The 14,247-nt window shown below is 44.2% G+C and carries 14 protein-coding genes; 9 read left to right on the forward strand and 5 right to left on the reverse strand.

What is annotated here, in order from left to right; all coding sequences use genetic code 11:
- The first annotated feature begins 9 nt into the window (after positions 1-9).
- The 8 genes from ACYVE4_RS05770 (at position 10) to gldG (ending at position 9,367) form a co-directional block, all read left to right on the forward strand.
- Positions 10-924 (forward strand): hypothetical protein, encoded by a 915-nt coding sequence (locus tag ACYVE4_RS05770; RefSeq protein WP_460996022.1) that lies wholly within the window; start codon positions 10-12, stop codon positions 922-924.
- 147 nt (positions 925-1,071) lie between these two features.
- Positions 1,072-1,647 carry a hypothetical protein gene (locus tag ACYVE4_RS05775; protein ID WP_460996023.1) on the forward strand — a complete coding sequence of 192 codons (576 nt, stop codon included), beginning with the start codon at positions 1,072-1,074 and terminating at the stop codon, positions 1,645-1,647.
- 92 nt (positions 1,648-1,739) lie between these two features.
- Positions 1,740-4,127 (forward strand): ABC transporter permease, encoded by a 2,388-nt coding sequence (locus ACYVE4_RS05780; RefSeq protein WP_460996024.1) that lies wholly within the window; start codon positions 1,740-1,742, stop codon positions 4,125-4,127.
- Positions 4,128-4,536: 409 nt separating this feature from the next.
- A complete protein-coding gene (locus tag ACYVE4_RS05785) occupies positions 4,537-4,983 on the forward strand; it encodes a hypothetical protein (RefSeq protein WP_460996025.1) in 447 nt (148 codons plus the stop codon).
- A gap of 8 nt (positions 4,984-4,991) precedes the next feature.
- Positions 4,992-5,489, forward strand: coding sequence for a hypothetical protein (locus ACYVE4_RS05790; RefSeq protein ID WP_460996026.1), 498 nt, complete (start codon positions 4,992-4,994; stop codon positions 5,487-5,489).
- Positions 5,490-5,660: 171 nt separating this feature from the next.
- Complete coding sequence (locus ACYVE4_RS05795; protein WP_460996027.1) at positions 5,661-7,346, forward strand: hypothetical protein; 1,686 nt, start codon at positions 5,661-5,663, stop codon at positions 7,344-7,346.
- Positions 7,347-7,374: 28 nt separating this feature from the next.
- On the forward strand, positions 7,375-7,563 hold the full coding sequence (locus tag ACYVE4_RS05800) for a response regulator transcription factor (protein WP_460996028.1): 189 nt from the start codon (positions 7,375-7,377) through the stop codon (positions 7,561-7,563).
- A 136-nt stretch (positions 7,564-7,699) separates the two neighbouring features.
- Positions 7,700-9,367, forward strand: coding sequence for a gliding motility-associated ABC transporter substrate-binding protein GldG (gldG, locus tag ACYVE4_RS05805; protein WP_460996029.1), 1,668 nt, complete (start codon positions 7,700-7,702; stop codon positions 9,365-9,367).
- Positions 9,368-9,438: 71 nt separating this feature from the next.
- Here gldG and ACYVE4_RS05810 read toward each other — a convergent pair whose 3' ends face one another.
- The 4 genes from ACYVE4_RS05810 to ACYVE4_RS05825 all read right to left on the reverse strand — a co-directional run bounded on the left by ACYVE4_RS05810 (position 9,439) and on the right by ACYVE4_RS05825 (position 12,619).
- Positions 9,439-9,660 carry a hypothetical protein gene (locus ACYVE4_RS05810; protein WP_460996030.1) on the reverse strand — a complete coding sequence of 74 codons (222 nt, stop codon included), beginning with the start codon at positions 9,658-9,660 and terminating at the stop codon, positions 9,439-9,441.
- Between the two features lie 2 nt (positions 9,661-9,662).
- Positions 9,663-10,286, reverse strand: a complete 624-nt coding sequence (locus ACYVE4_RS05815) for a Uma2 family endonuclease (protein WP_460996031.1) — start codon at positions 10,284-10,286, stop codon at positions 9,663-9,665.
- A gap of 90 nt (positions 10,287-10,376) precedes the next feature.
- Positions 10,377-11,240 carry a twin-arginine translocase subunit TatC gene (gene tatC / locus ACYVE4_RS05820; protein WP_460996032.1) on the reverse strand — a complete coding sequence of 288 codons (864 nt, stop codon included), beginning with the start codon at positions 11,238-11,240 and terminating at the stop codon, positions 10,377-10,379.
- A gap of 89 nt (positions 11,241-11,329) precedes the next feature.
- Positions 11,330-12,619 (reverse strand): serine hydroxymethyltransferase, encoded by a 1,290-nt coding sequence (locus ACYVE4_RS05825; RefSeq protein WP_460996033.1) that lies wholly within the window; start codon positions 12,617-12,619, stop codon positions 11,330-11,332.
- 287 nt (positions 12,620-12,906) lie between these two features.
- On the opposite strand from ACYVE4_RS05825, the gene ACYVE4_RS05830 reads away from it, so the two are divergent.
- On the forward strand, positions 12,907-13,203 hold the full coding sequence (locus tag ACYVE4_RS05830; protein ID WP_460996034.1) for a hypothetical protein: 297 nt from the start codon (positions 12,907-12,909) through the stop codon (positions 13,201-13,203).
- Between the two features lie 59 nt (positions 13,204-13,262).
- Here ACYVE4_RS05830 and ACYVE4_RS05835 read toward each other — a convergent pair whose 3' ends face one another.
- Complete coding sequence (locus ACYVE4_RS05835) at positions 13,263-14,132, reverse strand: AraC family transcriptional regulator (protein ID WP_460996035.1); 870 nt, start codon at positions 14,130-14,132, stop codon at positions 13,263-13,265.
- Between the last annotated feature and the right edge of the window lie 115 nt (positions 14,133-14,247).

A 14,247-nucleotide genomic window follows, 5' to 3' on the forward strand; every position in this document is an offset into this window, starting at 1 on the left:
ATCTGACTCATGATAAACAGAATAAGCCTTTCGGGTAGTCTACTAGTCATAACGTTGTCCAGTATAACAGCGATCGGCCAAAACACCCCGTCGGCCCGGTCGATGTACTTAAATCAGGCTCCTCCTGGCCTAACCCCGCAGGTATTTGCGCCGGACAGAATCTCCCTGAAAGATCGCTATGAATACGGCTCTGTTTTTTCTACGGACGGTAAGGAATTCTACTATGCTGCAATCGTAAATAAGAAGCCACAAATTCAGGTGTCAACATTCGTCTCGAACCAATGGACCGAGCCCAAAATCGTAATCGCCAGCGACAAATACGAGTATAATGATCCCTTTCTATCGCCCGATGGAAAAAAGCTGTTTTTTATTTCAGATCGACCTCTAAATGGCCAAGGCGAGAAGAAGGATTTTGACATCTGGTATCTGGAACGCAGGAAAACTGGCTGGTCTGACCCCATCAATGCAGGGCCAGCAATCAACTCCAATAAGAATGAATATTATATGTCGTTCACGACCGATGGAACGATGTATTTTTCTTCTAACGGCGCAACAAGTGCATCTAACGATAAGAATTACGACGTCTATTATTCCAAATTCACGAACGGATCATTTCAGCGTTCGCAGAAATTGGGTAGTAGCGTTAACAGCGAACACTACGAAGCCGACGTATTTGTTTCGCCGGATGAATCCTACCTGATATTCTGTGGAGAAAGGCCGGATGGACTTGGAAAAGGTGATTTGTTCATCAGCTTCAAAAATAAAAAAGGCGAATGGCAGAAAGCGCAAAACATGGGAAACGTCATTAATACAGAGGCTTATGAATTCTGTCCGTTTGTTTCCAGCGACGGCAAATATCTGTTTTTCAGTCGCGATGGCGATCTTTATTGGGTAAGTGCCGATCTTATAAAAACGCTTCGTTAAACTGCTTTATCCAACTAATTCAAGGCATGTATTTGCCCTGTCCGGTTTGTCAGGCATATACATTGCTTTCCTGTAAGTTTTCAGTCGATCCAAGCAACGTTACGGAATTCGGTTACCTCTTTATGGTCAGAATAAATAACCATCGACATGAAAACACCCCTTCTTATTGCGCTGGTACTGACCAGTTCATTCGCTATTGCACAGCACAAAAATTCGATCAGCCGCAGCATTAATGATGACGGTAAAACCCTATCCATCCGGGTAAATGGAACCGTCGATGGTAAGGATGTTGACTATGATCGCACGTTCGATGTATCGAATCTAACTAAGGATGAGCGAACAGCACTCCGTGAGCGAGTACTGGATTCGCTAAACGTATCGATGCCTGAACCACCTCGTGCCCCTCGCGCACCTATTGCCCCAAGAGCTCCGCGTGCTCCCCGATACAGTGAGTCCATATCCATTAGCAGCGACAATGATGGGTCAGTTGTAGCGATCAACGGTGCCGACAACGTAGCTATGGCGGTCAGCGGCAAACACCCCTACACAAAAATGGTAAAGTTTAATTCCGATTCTGGAAAACTGTACCTGCGCTACAGCTTTAAGAAAGACGGCGACGATTTTACCTACGAACGAACGCTCGACGCCCAAAACAAATCAAAGGAAGAACGCCAGAAAATGATTGAGGATGTTGAAAAAGCAATCGGCGTTCCGACGAAGTAAATAGCATAGGGTATGGGGCAACGGGTTGAAATAAAGACAAATTTTCACCCTGTGTCTAACCCCTTGTCCTACGCTCCTAAATCCCTAACACCATGCTACTGAACTATCTAAAAATCGCCTGGCGGAATTTACGGAAAGACAAATTTTACAGTCTTATCAACATTCTGGGGTTGACAATCGGCGTTACCTGTGGATTACTGCTATTGCTCTACGTAACGGATGAGTTGAGTTACGACCGGTATCAGACAAAAGCATCGCAGATTTATCGGCTTGTTTCGCACATTACTGAACCAGACAAAGTAAATCACTGGAGTAGTACGCAACCCGCCTTAGCGCCAACGTTGAAGAAAGATTATCCGTTTGTCAAAAATTACGTCCGCCTTTTCCCCTACGGACGGGTAATGTTCCGTCAGGGCGAAAAGCGATTTTACGAAGACGATATCTATGCTGCCGATTCCACGGTATTCGATGTTTTCAGTTATAAATTCATTGAGGGCGATCCCCGAACGGCGCTGGCGCAACCCGGCAGTGTGGTACTAACGAAGAAAGCCGCGCAGAAATTTTTTGGCTCAAAAAGCGCGGTTGGGCAATCGCTGCAAACCAACGATACGACATTCTATAAAGTTACGGCGGTACTGGAAGACATCCCGAAGAATTCTCATTTGACCTTTAACGGATTGATGTCCATAGGCCAGAACGAACGCAGCCAGGCCAATAACTTTGGTGGATTTTATCTATACTCTTATCTGGTACTCCCTAAAAACTTCGATACCAAAATTCTCGAAAGCAAATTTCCGGAGGTGTACGACAAATACATCGGTCCGATTTTCAAGCGAATGGGCATCAAAGTTACCTACGAAGTACAGCCATTGACTCGCATTCACCTATATTCGAATCAGGAAGGTGAAACCAACGGCAACATCGGGTATGTATACACTTTTAGTGCCGTCGCCTTTTTTATGTTACTGATTGCCAGCATCAATTATATGAATCTGGCAACTGCCCGTTCGGCCAAACGGGCAAAAGAAGTTGGTCTCCGGAAAGTAATGGGTTCCGTTCGGAGCCGGTTAATGGCTCAGTTTCTAACCGAATCCGTCCTGATGACAATGCTGGCTCTGGCTGCTAGTTTGCTTCTGGTTATTGCCCTACTGCCTTTTTTCAATACTGTTTCAGGCAAAGAAATTGAGTTCCGGGAATTGCTTCGGCCTCAGTTTCTGCTAATTGCACTCGCTATCATTGTCTTTACGGGCTTCATCAGTGGTAGTTATCCTGCTTTCTATTTATCAGCATTCGAACCTGCCTCTGTATTGAAAGGCTCATTCAACGCCAAAGGCGGAAGTATCTTTCGAAAAGCGTTGGTAGTGGCTCAGTTCGCCATCTCGCTGACGATGCTCATCTGCACCTGGATTGTGTATAAGCAACTGAATTTCATGCGTAATCATGACCTTGGCTACGATCAGGATCAGGTGTTAACGATCAACTACCAGGACAGACAACCGCGCGCTGCGTACAACGTATTCCGAAATGAGTTGCTGGCCAATCCGAACATTCGACAGGTAGCCTCGGCCTCTTCGCCAACCAGCAACATCGGCGGGCGAGTCATTTTCACGGTCGAGTCGAACACAGGATTGAAAGAGATGGGATTCAAGCCTATGCGCGTTGATTATGACTACCTAAAAACGATGGGCATGAAACTTATAAACGGTCGTGATTTTTCCGAAAAAATCCCAGCGGATACGCTCAATTCGGTCATTATCAACCAGGCCGTTGTTGATCGAATGGGCTGGAAAGAGCCACTCGGCAAAAAAATTATTCTAGGTAGTTTGCCCCAAAATGGCCAGCCAAGTCCGCCAACGGCGCAGGTTATCGGTGTCGTGAACGATTTCCACCAACAGTCGCTCTATAGTCCTATCGAACCATTAATTATGCTTTGTGGTCGTGCTCTTCCAGTTACGCATATTAAAATTCAACCGCAAAACATCGAAAAAACGATAGCGTTTATCGGTCAAAAATGGAAAGAAGCCTATCCTGACCGCCTGTTTGAATACCGCTTTCTGGATCAGGATTTTGAATCAGCCTATAAAGCCGATGAACTCCGCGGACGGATTTTCACTGCTTTTTCAGCCATGACTATTCTGATTGCCTGCCTGGGTTTATTCGGCTTAGCCACGTTTACGACCGAACAACGGATCAAAGAAATTGGCGTTCGGAAAGTGTTGGGGGCTTCAGTGGGTAGCGTCGTATTGCTACTCTCAAAAGACTTCACGAAACTAGTCCTGTTCTCATTTCCCATCGCCATTCCGATTGCCTGGTATTCGATGTACATGTGGCTACAAAATTTCCCCTACAAAACGGATATAGGTGTCTGGGTATTCATAGCTGCCTGCCTGCTTACGCTGTTCATCTGCTGGGCAACCGTCGTCTACCAAAGTGTCAAAGCTGCGTTAGTGAATCCTGTGAAGAGTTTACGTAGTGAATAGCGATAGACTGATCGCCTGACGGAATACTATTCTAGTAATAACGCTTTTCAACGATCAATAGGCTGAACCTGACACTCAGCATGTTGATCGTTTTTGATTTTCTGTGGATAAGTAACGAACCAATGTGGATAACTTCCACGCGAATCCGTCATCAGACAACTGATTGGAAAAATGTCGGCCAAAAAACCATTATTCTGTAATTGGCATGTAATTTTTTTGCCTTATCAGGTAATAGTACGTTTATATTTTCGTGTATAGCCGACAAAAAACACCCATCTTGATTACCTTGCACGAAAATTGTTAATAAATTATACTAGAAATTAGTACTATTTTAGGTAATCCAACTATCTAAAACCTTCAACATACGTTAGTTATGAATGCTTATTCTTTCGTTAATGAATAAAATAGAATGGATTCCGTACAACAATCATATCCTTCCTCGGCTCCCCAGAACCTTGCTAATGGGGAAACCAGTCTTTCTCTGTACGACCGCTATGGCTCTCTAGCCTATGGGATTATTTTACAAATCATTCCGGAGCCAGAACTTGCCCAAACAGTGCTGATCGACTTGTTCACCTCTCCAGAAGTAAAATCTTATTCGGAAAGTCCTCTCCTGGTGAGCAGTAAACTCATTCAGCTGGCCCGGTCCAAAGCCCTGAAGGTAAGACCGGCTCATTTCATGAGATCGCTCAGTGTTTCCCCTTCGACTAATGATGACCTGGGCAAACTCGTTTTTGATCTTTCATTTTACGAGGGCTATAACGTTCAAGAGATTGCGGAGAAATTGAATCTGTCTCGCGCGAATATATTGAACATGATCGCCGTATACTTTAAGCAGCAACGCACCTCAAAATAGCTTCGATTTTGAAAAACTATCAATATTTAAAAAGTGGTATTCTAGAAGCTCATTTGCTAGGCTTGGTTACAGAGGAGGAAAAACAGGAGCTTGAGCGTCTATTAGCCACTGATGACGATATTTTGTCAGATCTAAGCGAAATTGAAATGGATCTGGAAGCATACTTTCTGAAAAATTCCGTACCACCCCCGCCCGATCTCCGCGAGAAAATTGAGCTACGAATTAGCCAGACGGATCTAAAAAAATGGGAAGAACCAATTCCTCATCAATCATCAGAAAGTTTCGGTAAAACTCAATCGTCTGAGCCCAATTATGTCCATGTAGAGGTAGATAATACGCACATACGAGTTCACAAACACTGGAAGGTGGCGTTTATTGCCGTTTTTATTCTCTCGAAAGTATTTCTGATTCTTGGTCTCTATTTTTATTTCAAAGCTACCAGTTTAGAGCAAGAGGTAAATCGCCTAAAAACCGAAGTTCAGCAGTCAAGTCCTCTCCACCGCTGATAAATCAAAAATTAAGCGTATACGCCATTAAATGGATTATGCGATCGATCTGCAAATTCGAGTTGGATAGCCGAACGATATTGGCCTTTCGCTAGAATGTTTTTTAGCTTTATTGATATATCGATCTATATTGTTCCTGATCTAGGCAAATAGTGTATAAACAATATGGCTATGAAATACGTACTATTGATTCTGATCATACCGCTTTTCTTTGCCTCTACTCATCTATACGACCCATCGACTAAAACCAGCGACAATATTGCTATATGCGGAGCTAGTCCTAATGGGCGCGTATATGCCATGAAAAGCGGAAAATTTATTGTCGCACTACCCGGCTGGGGTAAATATTCCTATCCGATTTCTACCCGCGTTGACAGTGCTCAGTTTTATTTTGATCAGGGGCTGACGATGTATTACAGCTACCATATGAAGGAAGCTATGGCTTCCTTTAAAGAAGCAGCTCGTCAAGATTCCACTTGCGCAATGGCCTGGTGGGGACAAGCGCTGGCGGGTGGCCCCTACTATAATTCAGCTCACTTATACAAACTACCCGCCGACATATATACTATTCTGGCTCGTATGAATGAACTGGCTCCTTTGGCTAGCGCTAAGGAAAAAAGGTTGATTCAGGTGATGAACACGCGATACAATACCGATCCGACAGATGCGCAACGGAAACAACTAAATCAGGCGTATGCCAACGCAACCCGGCAACTAATTCCAGTAGTTAATGATCCAGACCTTAAAATGTTGTATGTAGACGCCATCATGCTGCTACACGCCTGGGACTTCTGGAATAGTGATGGTACGCCAAAAGCCTGGACGCCGGAAGTTGTTGATCTAACTAAAAACGTACTGGATACTTATCCCGAACATCCGGCTGCGTTGCATTATTATATTCACCTTACAGAAGCATCTAAACATCCAGAAGTGGCTTTTCCAAACGCCGACAAACTCAAAACTCTGTTTCCCGGTGTAGCACACATGGTCCATATGTCGAGCCATGAGTATCAACGAAATGGCTATTATTCACAGGGAGTAGTTGTCAATGATTTAGCCGATGCCAATCTTTTACTGTACGATTCTCTAGCGTCTCACTTAGGACTGGTAAAGCACTCTCCCCATTATTTTGCGGTGCAAACGTATTGCGCTTTGACCGGAGGAATGTATGCAACTGGACTTAACGATGCCCTTCGCTGTCGCCGATCCGTATCGCCCGCAGCCGACAATCCGTACGATCAGTATCTATACATGCTGCCATCTCTAGCCCTGGTCAGATTAGGAAAGTGGCAGGAAGTTTTAGCGACCGATAAACCGGCTGAAAACTGGCCTTACGCTTCGCTATTGGATCATTTTTCCAGAGGAATGGCGTTTATTCGTACAAACAAATCAGCTGAAGCCAGCCAGCAATTGAAGCTGCTCCGGGAGCGACTTACCGATCCGATTCTGAGCAAGCGACGGGTTCCATTCAATGCCCCGTTACCGATAGCTCACATTGCGGAGCATATTCTGGAAGCCTCTATCCTGTTTTCGGCCAAAAAACCCGAACAAGCCGTGAAACTCCTCGAACAGGCCATTCAGCTTGAAGATCAACTGATTTATACCGAACCTGCGGACTGGCCCCTACCAGCCCGACAGTTTTTAGGCGCTTTTCTGCTGGACGCACACCAATGGAAAGAAGCCGAAGCGGTATACCGTCAGGATCTGGTTCACAATCCGGGCAATGGCTGGTCGTTGGTGGGACTTCACCGGGCACTACTTGAGCAAACTAAAAAAGCTGAATTAGCGCCTGTTGAAGCCAGTTACCGAGCTGCTTTCGCAAAAGCTGAGCAGATCCCTGTTTCTTCTGTTTATTAGTTTGTCAATCTTACTGATAAGACGATTTATGGATTTAACACTTCGTGAGAAAGAATTTTTAAAACTGCTTGCCCAAGGATACACGTACGTCGACATAGCTAAAAAGTTAGGTCTTTCTATCCGTACATTACACGGGCATGAAACTAATTTGGTTGAGAAATTTCAACTCGAAACAGACACTGGCGTCTATCAATTGGCCCGAACGTTATTTCCTTGATAGCCATTTACATCAATATTTATTAACCTTTTTAATAATCTATAGCTCAGCTAAACGTTTGAAGACTTTGCGGGGTAACTCCGCACGAATCTGGACCTATTGGCAGAGTAAATCAATGAAAAGGGTATAATCGCGAATGAAGTCTCCTATCCAACGTACACTGCTGATTATTGCAGCTTTAGTTCTTGTTAATGTATTATCAGCCTTTGTGTTTTTTCGGCTCGATCTGACGCAGGAAAAACGCTATACACTCTCTGAAGCTACCCAATCGTTGCTTGAAAATTTGCCGGATGATATCCACGTTGATGTTTATCTGACAGGCGATCTGCCACCCGGTTTCAAACGGCTCGAAAATGCCGTTCGCGAAACCTTAGATGGTTTTCAGGCAGAAGCTGACAAAAAAGTGACGTATCGGTTCATCAATCCAGATGATGCTGTTACGGTTGATGAGAAAAATAAACTGATCGACAAACTTCAACAACGAGGTTTACTGCCTACAAACTTGTTTGCGAATGAAGGGGGAAAGCGGACGGAGAAGCTAGTTTTTCCTGGCGCAATTGTGTCTTATAAAGGAAAAGAAACTCCGGTTCAATTGCTGAAAGGGAATAAAACGTCCTCATCAGAAGATCAATTAAACCAATCGTACGAAGGCGTTGAATTTCAGTTGGCTTCCGCAATTCGAAAGCTAATCCAAACGGAAGGTAATCGCCGACGAGTTGGCTTGTTGGTTGGTCATACTCAAGTTCCCCCTTCCCGATTTGCCGATCTGTTAGCATCAATTCAGGAAAACTACGATCTATACTTTTTAGATTTGAGTAAGCCGGGGCCTATTAATGGGCTCGATTTACTGCTGGTTACCAAACCGGATAAAGCCTTCTCCGAGGATGAACTGTTCAAGATTGATCAGTTTGTCGTCAACGGTGGACGAGCGTTATTTTTCGTGGATGGTCAAAAAGTCGACAGCGTCAGTAATCAGGGTACCTATGCCCAACCGCTGAGCCTGAACCTTGATGACCTATTTTTTCGCTGGGGTGTTCGTATAAACCGTGATGTTGTGAAAGACATCTACTGCGCTCCCATTCCGTTCAACGTGGGTAATCTGGGCGATAAACCCAATATTCAACTAGTCCCCTGGCGGTTTTACCCTCTCTTAAACAATTTCGGCCGTTCAGGAAACCCGATTGTACGAAATCTGGATGCGGTCTTGGGTCGTTTTGTAAGTACGCTCGATACCGTCCGATCGGCAGGCATTCAAAAAACGCCCTTGCTACTGACGTCAACCTACACCAAGGTCCTGAAAACGCCCGCCCTGATTTCGTATACCGAAGCCCGACAACAGCCCGATCCCAGCACCTATACGGATGGTTCACGCATTATTGCCTGTCTGCTCGAAGGTAACTTTCAGTCGTTATTTGCGAACCGAATTTTACCCAGCGATCCACGGGCGAATGGTTTCAAAGCAGAAGGTTTAGCCTCGCGCATCCTGATTTGTTCCGATGGCGATTTAGTCATCAATGATGTCGACTACAAACGTCAGACCCCTTATCCCCTTGGTTTCGACCGATATACGCGTAATACCTTCGCCAATAAGGATTTTGCCTTACATGCTATTGACTATCTCATTGATCCTAATGGCGTAATTGCCGCTCGAAGTAGGGTAGTAGCGCTTCGCCCTCTGGACAAAATTCGGGTCGACGCGAACCGTACGGGCTGGCAAGTGCTTAATGTACTGGGCCCGCTGGCATTACTTGGCTTAATAGGTGCTGTTTGGCAATTCGCCAGACGACGGAGTTATGGTAGATAAAGACACGCTAACCGATTTATTTTGGTATTCCGACGACCGGAGGCATGACAAAAGCGGAAACAGATTCGTTGTTAATTATCGCTTAAACTGCCTTTTACAGATTCGTAATCCGATTTTAGGCGCCCCATTTCTTTAGCCAGAAAACTCTGCAATTGCCGATTAAACTCTTCTTTTTCATCGTCGGGTAGCGAAGCGTATAAATCCTTCAATTCCTGATTGATAGCAGCCCTTTCGGCATCGTTTGCTGCATTGATGGACCGATAATGGTATTTGCGAAAATCGTATTGGGGCATATTTATTCTTCAGGTAGGTTGGCAAAAATTTCACTTAGTTGAACCTGAAACCCATCTATATTAATCAATTGATCGGGTACGGCATAAGCCGTTTCAATCCATACATTGGCTTGTTGTGTACGGCGACAAACAATGACTTCATGTTCGAAAGGGTCAACAAATACGAGTTCCTGTAAGGATTCTATTTGTTCGTATTTGCGTCTTTTCGCTCCTAAATCATAGTTAATAGTAGATTCGGAAAGGATTTCAACAATCAAATAGGGGTTTGTAATAATAGAACGCGACTTGCTTTGATAAATAGGTTTATTTTTAATCACCACTACATCGCCATTGTAGTGGCCTTTTTTGCCACCTTTTCGAATTCCAGCATTACTGCCAACTACATAAAACGGCTTTCCTAAGTAATATCCTGTAAGTAAATAACCTAAGCGAATGACTAATAGCTCGTGAATAATTGTAGCTAATCCCATTATAACGATTTCTCCATTATGATACTCAGCGCGGTAGTCAGTTTCGGTTAAAAACTCCTCAAACTCCTCCTGCGATGCGGCAATAGTCACAGATTGTCCTGCTGCCAACATTTCTAATTGAGCATCACTCAACCGTATTTTCTCTAGACCTTGCATAGTCTACTTACTTTTCAGTAAAGATACATAACGTACTAGAAAGCAAAAAGCCCTTTCTAATGAAAGGGCTTCCCGTTTAATCTGATTTGCTTATGAGTTCATTAACTCCCGGGTTTCTTTTAAGCGTTGCCGTTCAATACGGCCCGAAACAATGATACTGACTTCATAAAGGAGGGCTAGCGGTAAAGCAACCAGAATCTGGCTATAAATATCTGGAGATGGTGTAATAATACCCGCTACGACCAAAATTACAATCCAGGCATGCTTACGGTATTCCCGCATAAATTTCGGCGTCAGAACACCGACTTTCGATAGAACATAAGCCACCATTGGCATCTGAAATATCAAGGCGCAACCCAAAGAGAGCGTTACCAGAATACCGATATAGGAGGTAATATCGAACTGATTCTTGATCTCAGGAGTAATCTGATAATTGGCTAAGAAGTTGATTGCCAGTGGTGATACAATAAAATAACCGAAGAACAAGCCCATCAAAAAGAGTAGCGAAACGTAGAAAACAGCCCCACGAGCAGCTTGTTTCTCAACGCTTCGCAAACCTGGTTTTATAAATCGCCACAATTCCCAGAAGGCATACGGAAAGGCAAAGCAAAGACCGATGATAGCCGACGAAGTTAAGGCCATCGTAAACTGATCAGAAACACCAAGCGCCTGTAATTCAAAATTTAGTTTCGTGACACACAGGTCTTTATAGCCTGATATGTCCGACAGTTTACACATCATCCGGTAGGTCCAGAAATCAGGGTTTTTAGGGCCCATAATCACCGTCTGCCAGATCTCTTCAATATAAACAAAGGCGATAAGGGCAAAAACAAATATCGAACCAACGGCACGGATAATGTGCCAGCGTAATTCTTCCAGGTGATCTAGAAAGGACATTTCCTTTTCCTGTCCTTCAGATTCAATTTCTTCGTCAGTCAGTTGGTCGAGCGGCATAGTTTAATTGAGAATGATAGAATGAGTGAATAATAGAATAAAAAATAGCGTTGAACTACTCACTCATTCTATCATTCGCTCATTCACAATTAACTTTTATAGAGCGGAAATGCTTTCATCCACTCATTGATTTCTTCTTTAACGGTCGACAGAGTAGCTTCGTTGTCGTGGTTCATCAACACTTTATCGATATATACGACAATTTGCTCCATATCCGATTCTTTCAAACCGCGAGTCGTCATAGCGGCTGTACCGATACGCATACCTGATGTTACCATCGGCGATTTGTCGTCGAACGGAACCATATTTTTGTTGATCGTAATATCAGCTTTGATCAGCGTATTTTCGGCTAATTTCCCTGTTAGACCTTTCGAACGCAAATCGATCAGCATCAGGTGATTATCTGTGCCTCCTGAAATGATTTCGTAACCCCGGCTCAAGAAAGCACTGGCCATTGCCTGCGCATTCGCTTTTACCTGAACAGCGTAATCATAAAATTCATCGCTCAAGGCTTCGCCGAAACCAATGGCTTTTGCCGCAATAATATGTTCCAATGGACCGCCTTGTGTACCCGGAAATACACCCGAATCCAGCAGTGACGACATCAGACGAGTTTCACCTTTTTGTGTTTTAATACCGAATGGATTTTCGAAATCATTCCGCATCATGATGATGCCACCGCGTGTACCCCGTAACGTTTTATGCGTAGTGGTCGTTACAATGTGTGCATGAGCGAGTGGATCATTTAGTAAACCTTTGGCAATCAGACCAGCTGGGTGCGAAACGTCGGCTAACAGAACCGCGCCAATTTCATCGGCAATAGCGCGTAGGCGGGCGTAATCCCAATCGCGACTGTAGGCCGATGCGCCACAGATCAGCATTTTAGGCTTTTCGCGCCTGGCCGTTTCTTCAACAACATCGTAATTAATTACACCCGTTTCTTTTTCAACTCCGTAGAAGGTCGGGCGGAAATATTTACCGGAAATATTGACAGGTGATCCGTGCGTCAGGTGGCCACCATGCGAAAGATTGAAACCAAGAATGGTATCGCCCGGTTGCAAACAAGCCAGGAAGACAGCCGTATTAGCCTGTGCTCCTGAGTGCGGTTGTACGTTAACCCAGCTTGCACCGAAAAGCTCTTTAGCGCGATCAATGGCAATTTGCTCAATCTGGTCAACCACTTCGCAACCGCCATAATACCGTTTGCCAGGTAGGCCTTCAGCGTATTTGTTCGTTAAAACACTTCCAGCCGCTTCCATAACGGCGGGCGACACAAAGTTTTCGGAAGCAATTAGTTCAATGCCCGATTCCTGACGGTGTTGTTCTTGAGCGATCAAATCGAACACCTGCGTATCGCGGGCGGTGGTGGCGGTTGTCATCAGAATAAGCGATTTATTAAGTTGGTTATCTGATTGTTCAGTAATTAATGCATAGGTGAACGTTCAGACATTTACAGCTACAAATGTACACCCTAAAACGGTAGGATAAGGAAGATTTTCGGTCAAAACCTATTATCATCTGCCTAAACGGTGAATTCGATTTTAAGGCACTAGCATTAAACCTTTTACATAGCTTATAATCTCATTAAAGATAGTGACTATTGACCAGAGTTGATAGTTAGTCAAGTTTAACAATTGAATACGAGCAAAATCAATTAGTTAACGTTATGAAAAGGCAATTAAAAGTATTCGCATTTGCAGGGCTATTATTTCCTGCCTTATTTTCAGCCTGTACTGCCACAACGACTGTACAGGGCCCTCCGACACAACGAGTTGAAGTTATTCCGGCTGCCCCTTCTGGCCGCCATGTCTGGATTCCAGGGCATTACGTGCGTCGCGGTCGTAACTATCGCTGGGTTGGCGGGCATTATCAGGTAGCCCCTAACCGGTATACCGCCTGGTCGCCAGGGCATTGGCAGCAAAGTCGTCGGGGACCCGTATGGGTTGAAGGCCATTGGCGATAAGCGATTTGTATAAAAAGTAAAGGCTAACAACTGGAATGTTAGCCTTTACTTTTTATACATTATTTTTCTTTTGCTACTATTTGATAGTGCATCGGTGTCATGCCTGTATACATTTTAAATTGTCGGTGAAAATGGGAGCTATTATTATAGCCACAATCGAGACCGACTTGTCCGACACTTAAATCAGATTCTGTGAGCAATTTTCGAGCGTGACCAATTCGTAGCTCGTTTATGTATTCGACAAAGGATTTGCGGGTACGTTTCTTAAAATATCGGCAAAAAGCGGCAGGAACCATACCCGCTACCGAGGCAATCTCCTCAATCCGAATTTCACGTCGGAAGTTCTCCAGAAGAAATTCTAAAACACGCTTCATCCGTTCTGTATCGGCTAAGCCTGGTGACAGTTGATAGCCATTACTAGCTAATAAATAAGTATCCCGATCATTAGACAATGCATGAAGCAATTGTAATAAATACAGCAACTGAGAAAAACCGCGTTCATTAATCAATTTCTCCATCGTTGAGGCTGCTAATTGGCTAGTTGCTGCGCCAAACCGCAACCCATAACGGGCCTGCTGAAGCAATCGCCGTATAGCACTCGCTTCTGGTACGTTTGCAAGTCCTAATTCATCGAACGAAGCCGGAAATTGGATCACAATTGACTCGGCTTGTTGAGCAGAATTGGGCTGATAAAACTCGTCATCATTACGCCAGAAATGAGGAAGGTTGGGCCCTAATAGAACTAAATCACCTGCCTGGAAAGGTTCAACATGATCGCCGACAAACCGACGTCCGTATCCTTTAACAATATACGTTAACTCGTACTCCGGGTGATAATGCCAGGGTGCATCAAAATAGGCCAGTTGAAAACGACGGACGAGTAATGAGCTTTGTTCGTTGATAACAACTTTTTCAAAGAGGGCTTTCATAAAGTATGCTATTTTGACTACACAATACGAACTATATAGGTAATATAATCAAAATTGCACACATATCGGTAAAACTACTGCGTTTTATCAAATCCTGGCGCTACTACTTTTGATC

Source organism: Spirosoma harenae (assembly GCF_054776975.1).